This is a genomic window from Nocardia wallacei (assembly GCF_014466955.1).
Lineage (GTDB): Bacteria > Actinomycetota > Actinomycetes > Mycobacteriales > Mycobacteriaceae > Nocardia > Nocardia wallacei.
Map to the genome: position 1 here is coordinate 3546576 of NZ_AP023396.1, position 18748 is coordinate 3565323.

At 71.6% G+C, this 18748-nt stretch carries 17 protein-coding genes; 13 read left to right on the forward strand and 4 right to left on the reverse strand.

All coding sequences use genetic code 11. From position 1 onward, the window contains the following. Positions 1-28 precede the first annotated feature (28 nt). Positions 29-514 (reverse strand): WKL family lipoprotein, encoded by a 486-nt coding sequence (locus NWFMUON74_RS15735; protein ID WP_232111047.1) that lies wholly within the window; start codon positions 512-514, stop codon positions 29-31. 270 nt (positions 515-784) lie between these two features. Here NWFMUON74_RS15735 and arc point away from each other — a divergent pair, with 270 nt between their 5' ends. The 9 genes from arc (at position 785) to NWFMUON74_RS15780 (ending at position 13406) form a co-directional block, all read left to right on the forward strand. Continuing rightward, a complete protein-coding gene (gene arc, locus NWFMUON74_RS15740; RefSeq protein ID WP_187688525.1) occupies positions 785-2545 on the forward strand; it encodes a proteasome ATPase in 1761 nt (586 codons plus the stop codon). Positions 2546-2752: 207 nt separating this feature from the next. Then, positions 2753-4231 carry a serine/threonine-protein kinase gene (locus tag NWFMUON74_RS15745; protein WP_187688526.1) on the forward strand — a complete coding sequence of 493 codons (1479 nt, stop codon included), beginning with the start codon at positions 2753-2755 and terminating at the stop codon, positions 4229-4231. Next, positions 4228-5454, forward strand: a complete 1227-nt coding sequence (locus NWFMUON74_RS15750) for a DUF7373 family lipoprotein (RefSeq protein WP_187688527.1) — start codon at positions 4228-4230, stop codon at positions 5452-5454. Before NWFMUON74_RS15745 ends, NWFMUON74_RS15750 begins: the two co-directional genes overlap by 4 nt. A gap of 3 nt (positions 5455-5457) precedes the next feature. Next, complete coding sequence (locus NWFMUON74_RS15755) at positions 5458-6993, forward strand: serine/threonine-protein kinase (RefSeq protein WP_187688528.1); 1536 nt, start codon at positions 5458-5460, stop codon at positions 6991-6993. 26 nt (positions 6994-7019) lie between these two features. Then, the gene (locus NWFMUON74_RS15760; protein ID WP_187688529.1) at positions 7020-8399 is read left to right on the forward strand and encodes a serine/threonine-protein kinase; all 1380 of its coding nucleotides are present in this window, start codon (positions 7020-7022) and stop codon (positions 8397-8399) included. Then, on the forward strand, positions 8396-9682 hold the full coding sequence (locus tag NWFMUON74_RS15765) for a DUF7373 family lipoprotein (RefSeq protein WP_187688530.1): 1287 nt from the start codon (positions 8396-8398) through the stop codon (positions 9680-9682). The genes NWFMUON74_RS15760 and NWFMUON74_RS15765 overlap by 4 nt, the downstream gene beginning before the upstream one ends. After that, positions 9682-11199 carry a serine/threonine-protein kinase gene (locus tag NWFMUON74_RS15770; RefSeq protein WP_187688531.1) on the forward strand — a complete coding sequence of 506 codons (1518 nt, stop codon included), beginning with the start codon at positions 9682-9684 and terminating at the stop codon, positions 11197-11199. Before NWFMUON74_RS15765 ends, NWFMUON74_RS15770 begins: the two co-directional genes overlap by 1 nt. Before the next feature lie 54 nt (positions 11200-11253). Further along, positions 11254-11886, forward strand: a complete 633-nt coding sequence (locus NWFMUON74_RS15775) for a TetR/AcrR family transcriptional regulator (RefSeq protein WP_187688532.1) — start codon at positions 11254-11256, stop codon at positions 11884-11886. Next, on the forward strand, positions 11883-13406 hold the full coding sequence (locus NWFMUON74_RS15780; protein WP_187688533.1) for an ArnT family glycosyltransferase: 1524 nt from the start codon (positions 11883-11885) through the stop codon (positions 13404-13406). Before NWFMUON74_RS15775 ends, NWFMUON74_RS15780 begins: the two co-directional genes overlap by 4 nt. A gap of 22 nt (positions 13407-13428) precedes the next feature. Here NWFMUON74_RS15780 and NWFMUON74_RS15785 read toward each other — a convergent pair whose 3' ends face one another. Further along, positions 13429-14154: a peptidylprolyl isomerase gene (locus NWFMUON74_RS15785; protein WP_187688534.1), complete on the reverse strand. Its 726-nt coding sequence runs from the start codon at positions 14152-14154 to the stop codon at positions 13429-13431. A 198-nt stretch (positions 14155-14352) separates the two neighbouring features. Between NWFMUON74_RS15785 and NWFMUON74_RS15790 the strand changes: the two genes are divergently transcribed. Further along, on the forward strand, positions 14353-14628 hold the full coding sequence (locus tag NWFMUON74_RS15790) for a hypothetical protein (protein WP_187688535.1): 276 nt from the start codon (positions 14353-14355) through the stop codon (positions 14626-14628). Between the two features lie 54 nt (positions 14629-14682). Here NWFMUON74_RS15790 and NWFMUON74_RS15795 read toward each other — a convergent pair whose 3' ends face one another. Both NWFMUON74_RS15795 and NWFMUON74_RS15800 read right to left on the reverse strand, forming a co-directional pair. Further along, entirely contained in the window at positions 14683-15201 is a 519-nt protein-coding gene (locus NWFMUON74_RS15795) for an NUDIX hydrolase (protein ID WP_187688536.1), read from the reverse strand. A 7-nt stretch (positions 15202-15208) separates the two neighbouring features. Next, the gene (locus tag NWFMUON74_RS15800; RefSeq protein WP_187688537.1) at positions 15209-15913 is read right to left on the reverse strand and encodes a GntR family transcriptional regulator; all 705 of its coding nucleotides are present in this window, start codon (positions 15911-15913) and stop codon (positions 15209-15211) included. 169 nt (positions 15914-16082) lie between these two features. Here NWFMUON74_RS15800 and NWFMUON74_RS15805 point away from each other — a divergent pair, with 169 nt between their 5' ends. Genes NWFMUON74_RS15805 through NWFMUON74_RS35700 form a run of 3 tightly spaced genes read left to right on the forward strand, consistent with a single transcriptional unit; the run spans position 16083 to position 18746 of the window. Then, on the forward strand, positions 16083-17345 hold the full coding sequence (locus NWFMUON74_RS15805) for an MFS transporter (RefSeq protein ID WP_187688538.1): 1263 nt from the start codon (positions 16083-16085) through the stop codon (positions 17343-17345). 25 nt (positions 17346-17370) lie between these two features. Next, a complete protein-coding gene (locus tag NWFMUON74_RS15810) occupies positions 17371-18117 on the forward strand; it encodes a LamB/YcsF family protein (RefSeq protein WP_232111048.1) in 747 nt (248 codons plus the stop codon). Beyond that, positions 18114-18746 carry a 5-oxoprolinase subunit B family protein gene (locus tag NWFMUON74_RS35700; protein WP_197987021.1) on the forward strand — a complete coding sequence of 211 codons (633 nt, stop codon included), beginning with the start codon at positions 18114-18116 and terminating at the stop codon, positions 18744-18746. The genes NWFMUON74_RS15810 and NWFMUON74_RS35700 overlap by 4 nt, the downstream gene beginning before the upstream one ends. The last annotated feature ends 2 nt before the right edge of the window (positions 18747-18748 follow it).

Genomic DNA, 18748 nt, shown 5'->3' on the forward strand with positions numbered 1-18748 from the left:
GGACGGGCCACTGTCGCGCGCGGCCGGACTACGCCTGGCAGGGCGCCTTGCCCATGGCGAGGATCTGGCAGGCCGAGGCGTCGGAGAGCTGCCAGCCCGCGTCGGAGTGCTCCCAGGTCATCGGCATCGCGGGGGCCGGGCCGTGCGGCGAGGTGATGACGACCTGCGCGGTGGCGTCCTCGTCGTCGGTCTTGACATCCGACACGGCGAAGGTGATCTTGCCGTAGTTGGCCAGGCCCTGGGTCATGGTGTCGATGTTGGCCGTGCGCTTCTCGCCGTCTACGACCAGTTTCGCCTTGTCCGCGGTCGGTTTCGCCGGGTCGACGAAGCCGTCGAGGACGGCCTGCAGCGCCTCCGGCGTGGGCGCGGCGGCGTCGCCGTGCTCGTGGGCGGAGCTGCCGCTCGCCGCGCTGGTGGCGGCGACGGCGCTGGTGGTGCTGGTCGCGGCCGCCGAATCGTCGGACGTGTCGGACCCGCATGCTGTGATACCGGTAACGGCGAGGGCCGCGAACACGGTAGCCGTGACAAGACGAATGCGGGAAACACGAACGGAGTGTGCGACGTTGCCACTACAACGGGTACCACCGGTGGGAAGGAGCATCGAGTAACACACCTTTCGGCTCGGTCCGGCGAATGTGCTCACCGGAATAGGTTAGGGCAGGCTAACATGGTCCCCCGGCCGTCGGCCGTGGCTGAAGATGTGATCACGACGAAACCATGTCGGAAAGCGAGAACGGTTCGCGCCCGGTAGCGTTGATAGACCGGGACTGGGAGGAGCAGCATCATGAGCCCCATCGAGAATTCGGATTCGGCGGCCTGGAGGGAACTCGAGGTAGTACGCGCCGAGGCGGCTGCACTCCGAAGGCAACTCGCCGACGCCCCTGATCGTTCGCGGGAATTGGAAGCGCGCATCGATTCGCTGACAATTCGCAACACCAAGCTGATGGACACGCTGAAGGAAGCCCGCCAGCAGCTCGTCGCCCTGCGCGAGGAGGTAGACCGGCTGGGCCAGCCGCCGAGTGGCTACGGCGTGCTGATCGGTGTCTACGACGATCAGACCGTCGACGTGTTCACCTCGGGGCGCAAGATGCGCCTGACGTGCTCACCGAACATCGACACCGCGACCCTGCACTACGGGCAGACCGTCCGCCTCAACGAGGCGCTGACGGTGGTCGAGGCCGGTGTCTTCGATCAGACCGGCGAAATCGGCACCCTGCGCGAGATCCTCGATGACGGGCGCAGGGCGTTGGTGGTCGGTCATGCCGACGAGGAGCGCGTGGTCTGGCTGTCGGGCCCGCTGAGCAAGCTGGTCGACATCGACGACCTCGAGGATCCGGATCAGCCGATTCGCAAACTGCGGCCGGGTGATTCGCTGCTGGTCGACACCAAGGCCGGCTTCGCCTTCGAGCGCATCCCCAAGGCCGAGGTCGAGGACCTGGTCCTCGAAGAGGTCCCCGATGTCGACTACGAGGACATCGGCGGCCTGTCGCGCCAGATCGAGCAGATCCGCGACGCGGTGGAACTGCCGTTCCTGCACAAGGATCTGTTCCGCGAGTACGCGCTGCGCCCGCCCAAGGGCGTGCTGCTCTACGGCCCGCCCGGCTGCGGTAAGACGCTGATCGCCAAGGCGGTGGCCAACTCGCTGGCGAAGAAGATCGCCGAGGCGCGCGGTGAGGACGCCAAGGAGGCCAAGTCCTTCTTCCTCAACATCAAGGGTCCCGAGCTGCTCAACAAGTTCGTGGGCGAGACCGAGCGCCACATCCGGATCATCTTCCAGCGCGCGCGGGAGAAGGCGTCCGAGGGCACGCCGGTGATCGTGTTCTTCGACGAGATGGACTCGATCTTCCGCACCCGCGGCTCGGGCGTCTCGTCCGACGTGGAGACCACGGTGGTCCCGCAGCTGCTGTCGGAGATCGACGGCGTCGAGGGCCTGGAGAACGTGATCGTGATCGGCGCCTCCAACCGTGAGGACATGATCGACCCGGCCATCCTGCGGCCCGGCCGCCTCGATGTGAAGATCAAGATCGAGCGCCCCGACGCCGAAGCGGCACAGGACATCTTCTCCAAGTACCTCACCGAGAGCCTGCCGCTGCACGCCGACGACATCGCGGAGTTCGGCGGCGACCGGGCCAAGTGCATCCAGGCGATGATCGAGCGGGTCGTCGACCGGATGTACGCCGAGAGCGAGGACAACCGCTTCCTGGAGGTCACCTACGCCAACGGTGACAAGGAGGTCCTGTACTTCAAGGACTTCAACTCCGGCGCCATGATCCAGAACATCGTGGACCGGTCCAAGAAGTACGCGATCAAGTCCGTGCTCGAGACCGGCAACCCCGGTCTGCGCATCCAGCATCTGTTCGATTCGATCGTGGACGAGTTCTCCGAGAACGAGGACCTGCCCAACACCACGAATCCCGATGACTGGGCTCGCATCTCGGGTAAGAAGGGCGAGCGGATCGTGTACATCCGCACCCTGGTCACCGGCAAGAACGCCAGTGCCAGCCGCGCGATCGACACGGAGTCGAACACGGGCCAGTACCTGTAGTACCGGCAGACCACAGGGGCCGCGCTTCCGGGAGGAGGCGCGGCCCTTCGTGTTGCCGGTGCTGGTGAAAGTGGGGTGACGCGAAAACTCGGATCGCAAGGTATCGTGCCCGCAGACAAATCGGACGGGGCGAGGGCAACTGCGCCGCAACACCTTTGAGGTTGCGGGCGAGTTGCTCACAACTGGATCACGGGGGAGGGAGGCTCGATGGACGTCGCCGAGCACGCATCCTTCGCTGGGTATCGCATCGAGCGCGAGCTGGGGTCTGGCGGCATGGGCACGGTCTATCTGGCCCAGCATCCACGGCTGCCGCGCAAGGATGCGGTGAAGGTGCTGGCGGAATCGCACGCCGACGATGCCGCCTTTCGCGCGCGTTTCCTGCGCGAGGCCGAGCTCGCGGCGGGGTTGCAGCACCCCAATCTGGTGGCGATCCGCGACCGCGGCGAGGACGAGGGCCGACTGTGGATCGCGATGCAGTACGTCGACGGCGGCGATCTGGGCGAACTGATCCGCCGCGGCCCGGCCGTGCTGGACGTCGCCCGCGCGGTGCACATCCTGTCCGAGGCGGCCGAGGGGCTCGACGAGATCCACCGGGCCGGGCTGCTGCACCGCGACGTGAAGCCCGCCAATATCCTGATCGCCGAGCAGCCCGGCGGCGCTGACCGCGTCCTGGTCACCGATTTCGGCATCGCCCGCCCGGCCGACGATTCGACGACGCTCGCCGGTCCCGGTGGCCTGTCGGCCACACTGGCCTACGCCGCGCCGGAGCAGCTCAGGGGCGAACCGGTGGATCGGCGCGCCGACATCTACGCGCTGGGTTGCACGCTCTACCAGATGCTCACCGGCTCGGTGCCGTTCCCGCGTCACAGCCCCGGGTCGGTGATGTACGCGCACCTGCACGAACCGCCGCCACGCCCGTCCGAGCGAAACCCCAGGGTGCCGGCGGCATTCGACGCCGTCGTCGCGAAGGCCATGGCCAAGAAGCCCGGCGATCGGTTCGCCACCTGCGGTGAACTCGCGGCCGCCGCGCGGGCGGCCGCGTCCGGGCACGGCTCGGCCGGGTGGCGACCGGGCCGGATCGGCGTGCTCGCCGGGGTGGCCGCGCTGGTCGTGGTGGTCGCGGCCGTGGTGTACGGCCTGCGTGACTCCGAGTCCACCGGTCCGGCGCGCGCCGACCATCGTCCGGTGACGGGCACGATCGAGCCGAGTCAATGGGGTGCGTACGCGTATATCCCGCAGACGTTTCCGGATCTGCTGCCGCCCAGCCCGTACGGCGTGGGCTATCAGGAGCTGACCAGCTGCACCCCCATTCTGGCGGGCGGCGAGGTCGGCGATCTCGACGCCGCGGTGCCGGTGGGCCACCTGTTGTGCCTGGGCAACCTGGATCCGGCCCTGCAGGTGGACGTCACCTGCAACGCCGACCGGTCGCCGATAGCGCCGAACCGCACGTTCGCCGCCGTCGAGGGTGACGAGGCCTGGTCACGTCCCACGGGGACGGGCCACTTGTTCTGGGGCACGGAGAATTTCACCGGCTCCCCGGCGATGCGCCTGAACCGGCCCGCGGTGGGCGTGCTGGACGTGTACTTCGACGACCCGGACCGCAACTTCTGCCGCGTGCACGTGCTCGGTGACGTCACCACCGGCGCCGAACTGCGCCGCCTGTGGTGGCCGGAGGTGCCGCTGTGAGGAGCGGAATCGTCCTGTGCGCACTGCTGCTCGTCGCGGGCTGCGCCACCGGCGGACGCCCGAACGCGGCGTATCCCGATCCGCGATCGCTCGACGCGGGCTCCTACAGCGTGGAACCGCTCGACGAACCGGCCAACGGCAACGAGCACTACGGCCGCGTGCTGGAATCGATGCGGCTGGCCGAGGCGCTGATCGACCCGGCGGAAGCCGATGCGGCGCTGAGCCGTTCGCTCGGCGCCTCGCCGATGATGCCGCTGCCCGCCCCGGCCAACGCGGCCGTGCTGCTCGCCAACCCGGTGCGCCCCGTCCTCGAACGTGACGGCATGCTGGCCGGCGCGGCGGTCGCGGGCGCGGATGTCGACATCCCGTCCGGGCGGCCGGTGATCGGTGGTTCGCGCCTGCTGACCTCGATCGTGCTGCGCTTCCCGGACGCGGCCGCGGCGCAGCGCGCGGCGACCGACATCGACGCGGTCGACGCGGCCGTCAATCCCGACAACGTGCCGGTGCCGATCCCGGGACATCCTGCCGCCCATGCGCATTGGCGGCCGGCGGTGCCGACCATGGCGGCCACGATCGCGCAGGGCGAGTACGTGGTCAGTCTGCTGCTCGGCCACACCGCGCCGGACGCGGCGGTCCTGACCGGTCTGGCGGCGAAGGCGTTCACCGCGCAGTTCGCCCGCCTGCGCGACTTCGCGGCAACCCCGCCCGACCGGTTGGCGGCCCTGCCGCTGGACCGCGACGGCATGGTCCGCCGGATGGTGCCCGACGCGCCGGGGCGCTGGTCGTATCCGGCCGTGATGACCACGAGCAAGGAACTCGACGCCGGATGGAACGCGCTGGTGCTGGGCCGGGGCGTGGTGTACGGGCCGCGGGCGGCGTGGTTGTGGGGCGGGCGCAAGCAGACCGATCACCCGGTCGAGCTCATGGCCAACAACGGTTTCAACGCGCTCATGCGGTACGCCGACCCCGCGACGGCCCGGCGTGCCTTCGACGATTCGAAGCGCAAGGACACCGCGCAGGCGGACCTGCGGCCCGCCTCCGCCCCCGGCGGCGTACCCGACTCGCTGTGCTGGGAGAGTTCGCAACCGGACGCCCTGCGGATGACGAGGTTCATCTGCCGATTGGTGCACGGCCGGTACACCGCGGCGATCGTCGGCCGCGACCTGACGGTGACCCAGCAGAAGACGGCGGCACAGTACGGGCTGCTGGTGAACGGCGGCTAGCAGATGTCGGTAACACCGCGTCCCGGTGTGATTTTCGCCGGGTACCGGATCGAGCGAACGCTCGGTTCCGGCGGGATGGGCACGGTCTATCTGGCCGCGCATCCGCGCCTGCCCCGCTTCGACGCCCTGAAGGTGCTGCCGGGCGAGCTCGGGCGGGATCCCGAGTACCGCGCCCGGTTCGCGCGCGAGGCGGAATCGGCCGCGCGCCTGGACCACCCGAATATCGTGGCGGTGCGCGACCGCGGCGTCGAACACGGCTACCTGTGGATCGCCATGCAGCTCGTCGACGGCATCGACGGCGCGGAGGCGTTGCGCCGCACGCCCGGCGGGCTCGCGCCGCGGGTCGCGGCGCACATCGTCACCGAGGCGGCCCGCGGCTTGGACGAGGCTCATCGCGCGGGCCTGCTGCACCGCGACGTGAAACCGGCCAACCTGCTGCTCGAGCCGCGCGGCGCGGAGCAGTTGCCCCGGGTGTACGTCTCGGACTTCGGCATCGCTCGCGGCGCCACCGACACCGCCGGGCTGACCGAGACGGGTTCGGTGCTGGCGACCGTTGCCTACGCCGCGCCCGAGCAGATCACCGGCGCGGCCGTCGACCACCGGGCCGACGTCTACGCGCTGGGCTGCACCCTCTACGAATTGCTCACCGGCACGAAGCCGTTCCCGCGCCCGACCCCGGCGGCGGTGCTGCACGCCCATCTCACCGACCCGCCACCGCGCCCGACCGCGCAGCGGCCCGGGCTGCCGTCCGCGTTCGACGCGATCGTGGCGCGGGCGCTGGCGAAGAATCCGGCCGATCGGTATCCGAGCTGCGGCGCGCTGGCCGCCGACGTCGCGTCGGCCGCCGGTGGCGAGGCGCACCGGTACGCCCCGGTTCCCCTCCCCGCGGCGCGCGGGCCGATGCGGCGGCGGCTGTCCTGGACGGTGGCGCTGCTCGCTGTCGTCGCCACGGCGGCGGTGGCGGGTGCGGTCGCGATGACCAGAGACACGACCGCGCCGCCCGCCGCGGTCCCGGCGTCGGGCGCCACGGCGACTTCGGCGAGCGCTACGGCCGAGCGCCCGCCGCCCACACCCGGCACCAGTCCGCTGTCCTGGGGCGACTACGGCTACCTGGTGCAGCCCTTCCCGAACCTGTTGCCCGCCAACCCCGTTGCCGGTGGATATCAGGGGCTGCGGTGCGTGGTGGTCGACGAGCAGTTGAAGCAGGTGCCCCTCACCGGGAAGCCGGACCACGGCCGGGTGATGCTGTCGTGCCAGGGCAACAAGAACCCTGTCGACTCGGTGCTGGTCATGTGCAACGCCAACCGCACTCCCACGACGGTGCGCGCCTATCTGGACGCGAAGGTCACCGGTGACGAACGGTGGGAGCGCCCGACCGGCACGGGCCGCGTCCTGTGGTCGGACGCGGCCGACCCGCGCCAGGGTGTCGTCCAGATCCAATTCGACGATCCGGCACGCAATTACTGTCAGATCCATGTCTGGGGCGGCGCTACCGGGCAGGAGGTCATGGACCGGTGGTGGCGCGATGCACCGCTGTGACGGCCCCGAATTCGGACGGAGGGCGCATGACGCTCGATGAAGGCGCGATCATCGGCGGGTACCGGCTGGGCCGCCGGCTCGGCGACCGCGGCGGCGCAACGGTTTTCGAGGCGCGGCAGCAGAGCACCGGCCGGTTGGACGAGATCACCGTCCGCGCCCCGGGGCACGACGACGAATTCCGGGACCGGTACCGGTGCACGGCCGAGCGGGCGGCGGCGATCGGGCACCCGAACCTGGCCGCCGTATTCGACGCCGGTGTGTACGACGGCCGGTTGTGGATCGCCACGCAGCACATCGACGGTGTCGACGCCGCGGCGATGACCGACCGCGGCGGCGTGGACGTCACCCGGGCGGCGCGCATCGTGGCGGCGGCGGCTCGCGGGCTCGGCGAGGTGCACCGGGCCGGGCTGCGGCACGGCGATGTGCGCCCGTCCGACATCCGGGTCGTCGAGCGGCCCGGCGCCGCCGACCTCGTGGTCCTCACCGGGCACGGGATCGCCCGCGCCGCAACCGATCCGGTGACATTCCCGGCGCCGGAGCAGCGCAGCGGCGGCGCGGTGGACCAGCGCGCCGACGTGTACGCGCTCGGCTGCACGCTGTATTCGATGCTGACCGGGACATCTCCGGACCCCGAAGCGACCGTGCCGCCTCCCTCGCGGGCGAACCCCTGGGTGCCCGCCGCACTGGACGCGGTGGTGGCGCGGGCGACGGCGGACCGGCCGCAAGACCGGTACCCCGACGGCGGCGCGCTGGCCGCCGCGCTCGACGCCGCGATCGAGACGAGGGTCGCGGATCCGCCCCGCCCGCCGCGGCGGATGCTGTGGTCCGCGGCTGTCGCCGTCCTGGTGCTGCTGGTGGCGGTCGCCGTGGCGGTCTGGACCGTGACGGGCCGCGGCGAGGAGTCCGCCGCGCCCGCCACGTCCACCGACGCGCGGTCGCCGGAACTGAAGGCGGCGCTGTGGGGCGCGTACGCGTATGTGGCGGATGCCTTTCCGCGGCTGCTACCGGTCTCGGTGGACGGCATCGGCTTCGACGAACTCACCCACTGCACGCCCGTGGACGACGGCTTGCGGCCGGTGTCGCTGTACGAATCCGCGCGCATCGGCCGGGTGATGTGCGGCGGAAACAGCGAACCGGTCGTCGGGATCGTCATCGAGTGCATGGCCGACCGGTCCCGGGTGACGCCCCGCCCGGCGGACTGGGCCGTCGGCGGTGAGCGGTGGACCCGGCCGTCCGGGTCGGGCCAGGTGCGCTGGGGTGACTACCAGAACACCGAGGGCGCGCGCCTGGGCCGGGTCGAGGTGTACTTCGACGACGCGGCACGCGACTTCTGCAAGGTGCAGATCAACGGGCGGGCCGCCGGGGCCGAACTGCACGCGCGCTGGTGGCCGGGAGCGCCGGTATGACCGGACGCGCGGGGCGGGTGACGAAGGGAGACAAGGTGCGACGGCGGTACGCGAGCCACCGAGTGATCGTCTCGGCGCTGGGTGCGGTGCTGCTGTTCGCGACCGGTTGCACCGCCGCGGGCAGCCCCACCCGGATGACGCCCGACCGCGCGGCCATCGATATCGGGCCCTACGGCGTCACTCCGCTGGCGCCGCCCGCCGGTTACGAGGAGAAGTACGGCCGGGTACTGGAATCGGTCCGGATGGGCGAGGCCGTGATCGATCCGGTGCAGGTCGATCCGGCGCTGACCTACGGCCTGGGCGCGGCCGCCTCGGTGCCGATCCCGACCCCCGCGAAGGCCGGATTCCTCGCCCAGCCGGTCCGCGCGGTGCTCGAACGACGCGGCATGCTGGCCGGGTTCTCCGTCGGCGGCATGGACGCCGGGATTCCCTCGCAGGTCGCGGTGGGCCGGGCGCGGCTGCTGACGGTGCTGCTGCTGCGGTTCCCCGACGACGCCGCGGCCCGGTCGGCGGCCACCGAGATCGACGCCGTCGACGCCGCGGTGAGTCCGGAGAACGTGGCGGTGCCGATTCCGGAACATCCCGAGGCGCACGGGCATTGGCGGCCCACCGCGCCGACGCTGGCCGCGACCACGGCACAGGGCTCGTTCGTGATCAGCGTGCTGGCGGGGGAGCGGACCACCGACCTCGAGGCGCTGCGGCGGCTGGCGGGCACGGCGTTCACGGCGCAGCGCGCGCGGCTGGCCGAGTTCCGCCCCACGCCGCCGGATCGGTTCGCCACGCTGCCTCTCGATACCGACGGCATGCTCGCCCGGCTGCTGCCGGAGGCGCCCGGGGTGTGGCCGTGGCCCACGGTGATCACCCGGCGCAACGATCCCAACGCGGGCTGGCTGACCGGCTTCACCGCGACCGGCATCGTCCTGGGGCCGCGGGCCGCGCACCGGTGGGGCAGTTGGCAGCGGCCCACCGAGGGCGTCGGCATGATCCTCGCGATCAACGGGCAGCACACCCTGCTGCGGCTGCCCGACGCGGTCACCGCGCGCCGGGAATACGAGGGATCGGCCGACGAGCTGACCGAACCGGGCCAGCGGCAGGCGCCCGCACCCGCGGGCATCCCGGACACGCGCTGCGTGGAGTCGCTGACCGGCCTGCAGTTCGGGCCCCGGTTCGCGTGCCGGACGCTCTACGGCAGGTACGAGGCGGTGGTCTACGCCCGTACCCTCGCCGACGCCCAGCACAAGATCTCGGCGCAGTATCTGCTGCTGGCGCGGACTGAACAGTGATGCGGGACAAGCTGATTCCCGGCACGGTCTTCGCGGGGTACGTGATCGAGCGCGTGCTCGGCGGTGGCGGGATGGGCACGGTGTACGTGGCCCGGCATCCGCGGCTGCCGCGCCGCGACGCGGTGAAGGTGCTGTCGGCCGAGCACAGCGCCGACGCGGAGTACCGGGCCCGGTTCGTGCGCGAGGCCGAACTGGTGGCGCGGCTGAACCATCCGAATATCGTGGCCGTGCACGATCGCGGCGTCGAGGACGGACGGCTCTGGATCGCCATGCAGTACGTCGAGGGTGGCGACGCGGCGGGGCTGGTGCGCGGCGGCGCGGTGCCCGCACCCCGGCACGCGGTGTGGATCGTGGCGCAGGCGGCGCGTGGCCTGGACGAGGCGCACCGGGCCGGTCTGGTGCATCGCGACGTGAAACCGGGCAACATCCTGATCGGTTCCCGGGCCGGGCAGCCGGACCGAGTCCTGGTGTCCGACTTCGGCATCGGCCGGTCGGTGGGCGACCCCACGGTGCTCACCGAGACCGGCGCGGTGGTGGCGACCATCGCCTACGCCGCGCCGGAGCAACTCATGGCCGACCGGGTCGACCACCGCGCCGACGTCTACGCGCTGGGCTGCACGCTGTACGAGCTGCTCACCGGCGCAAAGCCGTTTCCGCGACCGACGGCGGCGGCCGTGCTGCAGGCGCACCTCGCCGACCCGCCACCGCGCCCCACGGCGATCCGGCCCGAACTCCCGCCCGCGATCGACGCGGTCGTCGGCCGGGCGCTCGCGAAGCATCCCGACCAGCGCTACCCGAGCTGCGGTGCGCTCGCCGCCGACGCGGCGGCCGCGTTCGGCGCGCCGCGGGCACCCGTCCCGCCACCTTCGCCCCCGGCGGTGCCCGGACGGCGGCGCGGGTCACTGGTCGTGGGCGCGCTGCTGCTGGCGGTCGTCGCCGTCGTGGCGAGCGCCGTTGCGCTGCTGGGGAATTCATCCGACGAGACGGCGACGGCGGCACCGTCCACGACCGCAACGACCTCGCGTGCCGCCGCCACGACCACCGCGGCGGCGCGGAACACCTGGGGCAGTCACGCCTACATGACGCAGGCCTTCCCCGGGCTGCTGCCCGCGACCCCGGATGCCGCGGGCTATCAGGGCATTCGGTGCGTGGCGCTCGGTGCGGACCAGCGCCCGGCCGACGTCACCGTTCCCGTGACCGGCACGACCCGGCTGAACTGCAACGGCGACAAGAATCCGATCGAGGTACTGGTCGTGCGCTGCAATTCGGACTTCGCCCGCGTGCAGGACCCGGTCTACCAGCGCGGCACCACCTTCCGCGGTGACGAGCGCTGGCAGCGGGTCTCGGGCGCGGGCCGGATCGAATGGGGCGACGTCGTCAATCCGCGCGGCGAACCGGCCGGCGCCGTCACCGTGACCTTCGACGACCCCGGCCGGGAGTTCTGCCAGTTGCTGGCGCTGGGCGGACATTCCGGCCGCGACCTGGTCGATCGCTGGTGGGCGGGCGCACCCGTCTGACCCACCGGAACTCCTGGCATGACGCCGTCTGACCGCCTGCCTTAGAATTTGGCCATGCGGCCAGAAAATAGTCCGGATGGCCAACAGCGGACGTTCATCGAGGAGGCGCGACGGCGGCAGATCATCGGCGCGGCGGTCGAGGTGATCTCCGAATTCGGTTACGGCAAGGCCTCGCTCGCGCGCATCGCCAGGCAGGCGGGAATCTCCAAGGGCGTCGTCTCCTACCATTTCGACGGCAAGGACGACCTGATGGCGCAGCTGGTGGTCCAGCTGTACGTGTCGGCGGCCGAGCGCATCGCCCCGGCGGTGGCGGCCGCGGCGGGTCCGCGGGATGCGCTGCTCGCCTACATCCGGGCGAATCTCGCGTTCATCGATGACAACCGCAAACACGTCGCCGCACTGATGGACGTCGTGGTCAACCTGCGCGACGCGGACGGGCGGCCGCGGTTCGCCGGTGGCGACGGCGAACAGGAGATCCTGCGACCGCTGGTGGATCTGCTGGCCGAGGGCCAGCGGTCCGGCGTCTTCGGGGAATTCGATCCCGTCGCCATGGCCGAATCGGTCCGCGACTCCATCGATGGCGCGGCCGGACGGGCTATCCGCTCCGCGGATTTCGATCTGACCGGCTACTCGGCACACGTGCGCCGGCTCTACGACCTGGCCACTCGAAAGGAGCCCCGGCCATGACGACCACGGTGAACACCCCGGCGCCACAGTCGGATTCGCGAGACGACCGGCCGCCCTTCGCGACGCTGCCGATCGCGCTGGTGGTCGCTGCGGCCGCGGTGGCGCTGCTGTTGTCCATCGGCCGGTACGGGTTCTTCGGCGACGAACTGTACTTCCTCTCCGCCGGTCGGCGGCTCGCGGCGAGCTATGCCGATCAAGGCCCGGCGCTGCCCGCGATCGCCCGGCTGATGGACCTCATAGCGCCGGGTTCACTGGTGGCCCAACGCATCCCGGCGGTACTGAGCACCCTCGCCGCGATCGTGGTGTCCGCGCAGCTGGCCCGGGAGTTCGGCGGGTCCCGCGGCGCGCAGACGCTGTCCGCCCTCGCCTATGCCGGATCACCGTTCCTGCTGGTGCAGGGTACGCAGCTGTCCACCAACACCATCGACACCGCGCTGTGGGTGCTCATCGGCTGGCTGGTGGTGCGCTGGGTGCGTACCCGCCGCGACCACCTGCTGCTGTGGGCCGGCGTGGTGACGGCGATCGACATGCAGGTGAAGTGGCTCGTGCCGTTCCTCTGGGCCGCGATCGCGATCGGGGCGCTGGTGTTCGGTCCGCGGGAGCTGCTGCGCCGCCCGGCGCTGTGGTGGGGTGCCGCGCTGGTCGCGGCGACGATGCTGCCGAGCCTGGTGTGGCAGGCGCGGCACGGCTGGCCGCAGCTCGGCATGGGGGCGCAGGTGGCCGCCGAACAAAGCGTGGTCGGCGGCCGGTGGACGTTCGTCCCGCTGGCCCTGGTGCTGGCCGGGGTGCTCGGCGTGCTGTTGCTCGGCTTCGGGAGCTGGGCGCTGCTGCGCTGGGAACCGTTGCGCCCGTACCGCTTTCTGGGTATGACTCTGCCGCTGCTGGCGCTGGTGTTCGTAGCGTCGAACGGACGGCCGTACTACGTCGTCGGGGTGTACGCGGTGGTGATGAGTGCCGGGGCGGTCTGGTGGGCGAACCGGCCGGGCCGGTGGCGGCAGGTGCTCGCGGGCTCGCTGGCGGTGGCCTCGGTGCTCGTGGTGGCCTGGTCGCTGCCGTGGCAGCCGGAGTCGGAGATCACTCCGGCCGGTGACGACGCGTCGGCGGGGCTGGCCATCGGGCTGTACGGAAAATTCGGCTGGCCGGAACTGCGCGCGGCGGTACGGGATGCCTACCTCTCGATCCCGGAGTCGGAGCGGTCCCGCGTCGTCGTGGTCGCCGACGGCTACTGGCAGGCCGCCGCTCTGGACGTCGACCGCGACGAGACGGGCCTGCCCGCGGTGTACAGCCCGAACCGCGGCTTCGGTTACTTCGGCGCCCCGCCGGACGACGCGACGACCGTGCTCTGGGTGGGTGGCGACGAAGCCGATCTGCGGTCGCGGTTCGCCGAGGTGCGCGCGGTCGGGCGGGCCGATGCCCGGCTGGGTATGCCGGGCGTCAGCCGCGACGTGACCATCCGGCGTTGCGACGGCCCGCGCGAACCCTGGTCACGGGCCTGGGACGGCATGTTGCGCCTGGGCTGACCCGTGCGCCTGCCGGGGTGGCTCAGTCGTGCTGGGCCGTCACGCTTTCGAACACGACGTCGGTGGCCGGCGCGCCGTCACCGGAGCCGTCCCGGGTGCCGCCCGCGGCGATGTTCTGCAGCACGTCCATCCCGGCGGTCACCCGGCCGAACGGCGTGTAGCTCGCGGGCAGGCGGCTGTCGGAATACACCAGGAAGAACTGGCTGCCGTTGGTGTTCGGCCCGGCATTGGCCATCGCCACCGTGCCGGCGGGATAGGTGGCGCCGGCCAGGTTCTCGTCGTCGAAGCGGTAGCCGGGACCGCCGGTGCCGGTGCCGGTGGGGTCGCCGCACTGCAGCACGAAGATGCCCTCGGTGGTCAGGCGGTGGCAGCGGGTGTGGTCGAAATACTGCTCGCCGGCGAGGAAGACGAAGGAGTTGACCGTGCGCGGAGCGCGCGCGGCGTCGAGGTCGACGGCGATGGCGCCGCAGTTCGTCTGCAGCGTGGCGGCGTACGGATGGCCCGTATCGATCGTCAGCGCAGGCTCGGCGGGCCACTGCTTGCCGTTGGGCTGCGCGCCGGAGGAGGTCATGCAGCCGGGCGCGGCGGTGTGCAGCGGCTCGGGCGCCGCGGCGGCCCGCCCGGTGACGAGGACCGCGATCGCCACGCCCGCCGCGACGAGGCCCGCCCGCCGCAACGCCTTGCGCCGCTTGCGAACCGGGGCGCTGTTTCGGGTGTCGGGCTGTGGGACGTGGGCAACGCTACTCACCGGGGCGGCTCTCCTTGGTGTCGGAACACGGGGACGATGTCGCCCGGCATCATTCCACGATGTCGCCGTGGCGGGGGAGGAAGCGCGGAATCGATCGTGTCGCCGGTGCCGGGCCCCGGATCGGGGTTAGAGTATCCGGCACGTTGCTCGTCGGTGACCACGATCCGGCGCCGGGCGCCGGTCCAGAACGGAGCAGGGATGAAACGCATCGCATTCGGTGTGGCCGGACTGTGTACCGCGATCGCGGGTGTGGGCGCGGCGGCCGGAGGACCGGCCGCGGCGTCGATTCCCGAGGGTGTCTACTGCGCGCAGTCGGTGTGCTACAACAGCACGCCGCAGACCCAGACGGTGACCGGCACGGTGGTGTGCCCGTGGATCGAGATGCCGGTCAGCTGGGCCATCCCGCCGCAGAGCGCCGCCGCCGTGGACGCGGGCTGCCCGGACGGAATGCGGTCGGAGGCAGTCCGTCTCTGAGACCTCCCGGTGGCGAGGTTCACCGTTGTGCGGTGTGCCCCAGCGGGTTCCGGGTCAGCGCAGCAGATCGGGGATCAGTACCCGGGTGTCGGGCACGAACGGCCAGTCCGGGTCCCGGAGACGGTCTCGCAGTTCGGCGTCGGTCCACCACCAGCCGTCGGCGATCTCCTCCGGCTGATGGCGGACGGGTCCGTCGTGGCGTAGTTCGTAGGCGAACAGGTGGCAGCGCATGGGCGCGCCCAGCCACTCGCCGTCCCAGGACGCGCTCGCCAGCGGTCGCGGGCCGTCCTCGCCGGGGCCGGGCGTGATGCCCAGTTCCTCGGCCAGTTCACGCACCGCGGCGCCCGCCGGATCCTCGCCGGGCCCCAGCACGCCACCGGCCAGGCAGTCGTGCATGCCCGCGAACACGGCTTTGGTGCCGGTGCGCCGGTGCACGTACAGCCGCTCGCCGTCGCGCGAGCGCACCAGCACGCCCGCGCTGGCATGCCACAGTCCCTCGGCGTAGACGACCGCTCGCTCGGCACTGCCGATCTCGCGCCCGGCCGCGTCGTAGACCGCGATGACCTCGCCCATGCCGCGCTCAGTACGCCCGGTCGATATCGGCGTAGGCGGCGAGGATCTGCGCCTGGGCGTCGCCGAGGTAGTCGGCGAGCATGTCGGCCGCGGCCGCGGCGTCCCCGCGGGCCAGCGTGTCGAACACCTCGTGATTGCGGCGCAGATACGGCTCGTGGAAGGTGGTGGGGTCGGACACCACATGGAAGATCAGGCGCAGTTCGTTCCACACGTTCGACATCAGCGCGTCCAGCAGGCGGCTGTCGTTGAGCGCGGTGACGGCGCGGTGGAACTCGACGTCGGCAGTGCCCGCGCCGGTCCAATCACCCTGCGCCGCACACCGATCCGCGCGGGCCAGCACCGCCGCCACCGGCCCGAGATCGGCGCCGGTGCGCGGATGGTCGCGCAGCGCGGCGCATTCCACGATGCGGCGGCACTTGTATACCTCGGCGACATCCTCGGCGCTCGGAATGCGCACGAACACACCGCGATTGAGTTCGTGCACGACCAGCCGCTCCTCGATCAGCGTCCGGAACGCCTCCCGCAGGGTGTTGCGCGAAACCTTCAGCGCCGCGCAGATATCGGGCTCGGAGAGCCGGGTGCCCGGCCGGAACGCGCCGTCCAGGATGCCCTCGCGGACGATATCGGCGACCTGGGCGCTGCGGCTGGCGCGATCCAGCCGATCGCGGTGCGCGGCCAGGGCGGTGTAGCTCCCGGCGGGGGCCGACGTCATCGGGTGGTCCTCCTCGTCCAGCGGCCGACTGTGCGAGACCGAGATTACCCGCCCGCCGACACATCTCGGAACGATCCGTTCGTGGTATTGCAGGATCGTTGAACGATTTTCTACGATAGAGATCTGTGCCACCCGCCCTCCCGACCTCCGAGGGGTCATCATGACCGACATGCCCACCGCTTCCGCCGCCCGCCCGGCCGCCGGAGCCTTCGACTGGTTCCGCAGCCTGAGCGGCGTCGGCAAGCGCGCCTTCGTCGGCGCGTTCGGCGGCTACGGACTGGACTCCTACGACTTCCAGGTGCTCCCGCTGTCGCTGGGGGCGATCGCCGCCTACTTCGCCCTCGGTACCGGTCAGTCCGGGCTGCTGACGACCGTCACCCTGGTGGTGTCGGCGGCGGGCGGCGCGCTGGCCGGCGTGCTCGCCGACCGCATCGGCCGGGTCCGCACGCTGCAGCTGACCATCGCGGTGTACGCGCTGTTCACGGTGCTGTGCGGGCTGGCCTGGAACTTCGAGTCGCTGTTGGTGTTTCGCGCGCTGCAGGGGCTGGGCTTCGGCGGGGAATGGGCGGCCGGAGCCATCCTGGTCGCCGAGTACGCGAAGCCGGAGTATCGCGGCCGCGCGGTCGCGTTCGTGCAGAGCGCGTGGGCGGCCGGCTGGGGACTGGCGGTGTGCGTGTACACCGTCGTGTTCGAGGTTTTCGACGAGACGGTGGCCTGGCGGGTGCTGTTCTTCACCGGTGCGCTCCCGGCGCTGCTGATCGTCTGGGTGCGGCGGACCGTCACCGACGCCGAGGCGGTCACCGAGCGGCGCGAGCGGACGGCCGCGCCGGGCGGGTTCGGGGCCGTCTTCGGGCCGGGGTTGTTGCGCACCACGGTCTTCGCCTCGCTGCTGGCGACCGGCGTGCAGGGCGGCTACTACACGCTGGCGACCTGGCTGCCCACCTATTTGAAGGAGAGCCGCGAGCTCGATGTGGTCGGCACCGGTGGCTATCTGTTCTTCCTGATCGGCGGCGCGTTCGTCGGTTACGTCACCGGTGGCGTGCTCACCGACCGGCTCGGGCGCAAGCGCAACATTCAGCTGTTCGCGGTGCTGTCGGTGGTGTTCATGGTCGCCTACACCCGGATTCCCGCGGGTGCCGACACGCTGGTGCTGGTGCTGGGCGTGCCGCTGGGTTTCTCGACCTCGGCCATCTTCTCCGGCTTCGGGTCATACTTGGCGGAGCTGTATCCGACCGAGTCCCGCGGTACGGGCCAGGGATTCACCTACAACTTCGGCCGCGGCGTGGGCGCGGTGTTCCCGACGGTGGTCGGCTACCTGGCCTCGACGACGCTCGGACTGGCCGGTGCCATGCTGTTCGGAGCGCTCGGTTACGCCGTGGCGGTCCTGGCGCTGTTCGGGCTGCCGGAGACGCGCGGCCGGGAACTACTGTGACACAACCGATGTGAGGCGGGTGAGGATGATGGATCTCAACAGCGATCTGGGCGAGGGCTTCGGCGCCTGGTCGATGGGTGACGACGCGGCCCTGCTGGACATCGTCACCAGCGCCAACATCGCCTGCGGCTTCCACGCGGGCGACCCCGCGATCATGCGGCACACCTGCGAGCTGGCCGTGGCCCGCGGGGTGCGGATCGGCGCGCACATCTCCTATCGGGATCTGGCCGGTTTCGGGCGGCGGGCGATGGCGGTGCCGCCGCCCGAACTGTCCGACGAATGCCTGTACCAGATCGGCGCGCTGGACGCCTTCGCGCGGGCGGCGGGGGACCGGGTTCGCTACGTCAAGCCGCACGGCGCGCTGTACCACGCGGCGTCGGCGGACCGCGAGGTCGCCGACGCGGTGGTGCGGGCGCTGACCCGCTACGGCGGTCTCGGTCTGCTGGGCCTGCCCGGTTCGCGGCTGGCCGCGGCCGCGGCGGCGGCCGGAATCGCCTTCTACGCCGAGGGTTTCGCCGACCGGGCCTACACACCGGCCGGTGACCTGGTCGCGCGCGGCACGCCGGGCAGCGTGCTCGGCGAGCACGCCGCACTGGCGCAAGCGATCTCGATCGCCGTACACGGTGAGACCCGCGATGTCGACGGCGATCCGGTGGCCGTCCCGGCCGCGAGCCTGTGCGTGCACGGTGACTCGCCGGGCGCGGTGGCGATGGCACGTTCCATCCGGGATGCGCTGGCGGCCAAGGGTATCGAGGTCGAGGCGTTCTCGTGAGCGGGCTGGACATCCGGCCCGCGGGCGACCGGGCGCTGCTGCTGATCCCCGCGCCGGGCACCCTGGCCGGACTGGTGGACGAACTGCGCCGCCACCCCGTCGAGGGCGTGCGCGACCAGGTGCCCGCGGCCGAAACCGTGCTCGTCACCCTGGATCCGCGGGCGCGGGTGGAGGCGGTCGAGGCGCGGTTGCGGCAACTGGCCGAGGCGGTTGCGGCGGGCGCGGGCGAGGCCGCCGCCGATCCGGAGCGGGTGCTCGTCCCGGTCCGCTACGACGGAGCCGATCTGGCGGAAACGGCTGCGCTGCTGGGTATTTCGGAGGAGGAGCTGATCTCCCGGCACACCGGGTCGGCCTGGCGGTGCGCGTTCCTCGGCTTCGCCCCCGGGTTCGGTTATCTGGAGTCGGCGGACTCGGATCTGTCGGTGCCGCGCCGGGAGAGCTCCCGCACCGCCGTGCCCGCCGGGTCGGTCGCCCTGGCCGGGGGCTACAGCGCCGTCTACCCGCGCAGCACGCCGGGCGGCTGGCGCATCATCGGCACCACGGAGGTGCGGATGTGGGACCCGCGGCGCCCGGAACCGGCGCTGCTGCGTCCCGGCGCCCGCGTCCGGTTCGTCCGGGAGGGCACGTGAAA